The sequence below is a fragment of the Microbacterium sp. genome, from assembly GCF_035554235.1.
GTDB lineage: Bacteria > Actinomycetota > Actinomycetes > Actinomycetales > Microbacteriaceae > Microbacterium.
In genome coordinates, this window is sequence record NZ_DATMIO010000024.1 from 1 (window position 1) to 2,263 (window position 2,263).

Sequence of the window (2,263 nt, forward strand, 5' to 3'; positions counted from 1 at the left end):
CCCGGGTCGACGACGAGCGCCTCGGGCGTCGGTGCCGGAGTGGGCGCGACCGTCGATTCAGACGACACCGTCTCGGTGGGCTCTGGGGTCGGCGCGCACGCGGTAGCGCCGAAGACGGCGGCAAGCGCGAGGCACGCGACGGCAATGCGGAACGTGGGGACAGTCATCGATCGGCCATCTCTCGTCGCGGGCCCTTCTCAGACGAGGACCGGTCCCGAGAATCTAGCCGACGAGCACGGAGGCGGTGAGCCGAATTCACCTAGCGTCGCAAACCGTGATGGATTCGTGAACCAGCGAAAGTCGAGCGCAGGAAGACGACGACAGAGATCGACGCAATGTCGGTGCCAAGGACGAAGATGGAGGGATGGCCGATGTGCTCGAGCGGTTCGGTCCCGCGACCCGGGACTGGTTCCGCGGCGCGTTCGCCGCGCCGACCACCGCCCAGATCGGCGCGTGGGAGGCGATTTCGCACGGCAAGCACGCCCTGGTGGTGGCGCCCACCGGCTCGGGCAAGACGCTGTCGGCATTCCTGTGGGCGATCGACCGGGTCTTCCACGAGAAGGATGCTGCGGCCACCCCGCCGCGCGAGCCCGGCACGGCGCAGCGCGGGCGCAAGCGCGCCGACCGCGAGCCTGAGCGCACCAGCATCCTGTATATCTCTCCCCTGAAGGCATTGGGCGTCGACGTCGAGCGCAACCTGCGCTCCCCGCTCGTCGGCATCGCCCAGGCGGCACGCCGCCTGGGCATCGCCTCCCCGGCGGTCAGCGTCGGTGTCCGCTCCGGCGACACCACATCGGGCGAGCGGCGGCAGCTGGTGCAGCATCCACCCGACATCCTGATCACGACGCCCGAGTCGCTGTATCTGATGCTCACGAGCCAAGCGGGCGAGACGCTCAAGGGCGTGCACACGGTCATCGTCGACGAGGTGCACGCGGTCGCCGCGACGAAGCGCGGCGCCCACCTCGCGGTGAGCCTGGAGCGGCTCGATGCCCTCCGGCGCACGGAGGACCCGGGTGTGAAGCCCGCCCAGCGCATCGGCCTGTCGGCGACCGTGCGGCCGATCGATGAGGTGGCGCGCTTCCTCGGCGGCACCGCGCCCGTCGAGATCGTGGCACCGCGCGCGACGAAGGCGTTCGACCTGAAGGTCGTCGTCCCGGTCGACGACATGCTCAATCCCCCGCCTCCGGCCGGTGCGGAGGCGCCCGCGGAGGGCGATGGCGACTGGTTCGCCCCCGATGCTCAGCGTCCGGGAAGCACCGAGATGACGGGCTCGATCTGGCCGCACGTCGAAGAGGCGATCGTCGACCGCATCCTCGCGCACCGCTCGACGATCGTGTTCTCCAACTCGCGGCGCCTGGCCGAGCGCCTCACGGGCCGGCTCAACGAGATCTATGCCGAGCGCCTCGGGGTGGACCTCCCCGAGGCCGCAGTACCCGCTGCAGTGATGGCGCAGGCCGGCATCAGTGCTGGCGCCGATCCCGTGCTCGCGAAAGCGCACCACGGCTCCGTGTCGAAAGAGCAGCGCGCCCTCGTCGAAGAAGAGCTCAAGTCAGGCGTGCTGCGCTGCGTCGTCGCCACGAGCAGCCTCGAGCTGGGCATCGACATGGGCGCCGTCGACCTGGTCATCCAGGTCGAGGCCCCGCCCAGCGCTGCGAGCGGACTGCAGCGGGTCGGACGCGCGGGGCACCAGGTGGGCGAGGTCAGCCGCGCCGCGCTCTTCCCCAAGCACCGCGGAGATGTGCTGCACACGGCGATCGTCACCGAGCGGATGCTGGCAGGGCAGATCGAGGCGATCGCCGTGCCCCAGAATCCACTCGACATCCTGGCCCAGCAGACGGTGGCGGCCGCCGCTCTCGGCGCGATCGACGTCGAAGACTGGTTCGAGACGGTCAAGCGCAGCGCGCCGTTTCGCACGCTCCCCCGCAGCGCCTACGAGGCGACCCTCGATCTGCTCGCGGGACGGTATCCCTCCGACGAGTTCGCGGAGCTGCGCCCGCGCGTGGTGTGGGATCGCGACCAAGGCACCATAACGGGCCGCCCCGGCGCCCAGCGCCTCGCCGTCACGAGCGGTGGCACGATCCCCGACCGCGGGCTCTTCGGCGTCTTCGTCGCGGGCGAGACCCGCAACGCCCGCGTCGGCGAACTCGACGAGGAGATGGTCTACGAGTCGCGCGTCAACGACGTGTTCACACTAGGCACGACGAGCTGGCGGATCGTGGAGATCACCCACGACCGCGTCAACGTGCTCCCCGCGTACGGCCAG

The 2,263-nt window shown here is 70.4% G+C and carries 1 protein-coding gene; it reads left to right on the forward strand.

The genetic code is table 11. The features are described 5' to 3' along the window. Positions 1 to 364: 364 nt before the first annotated feature. Positions 365 to 2,263 (forward strand): DEAD/DEAH box helicase (locus VNT50_RS01290; RefSeq protein WP_325483305.1); only part of this gene is annotated, 1,899 nt, incomplete at its 3' end.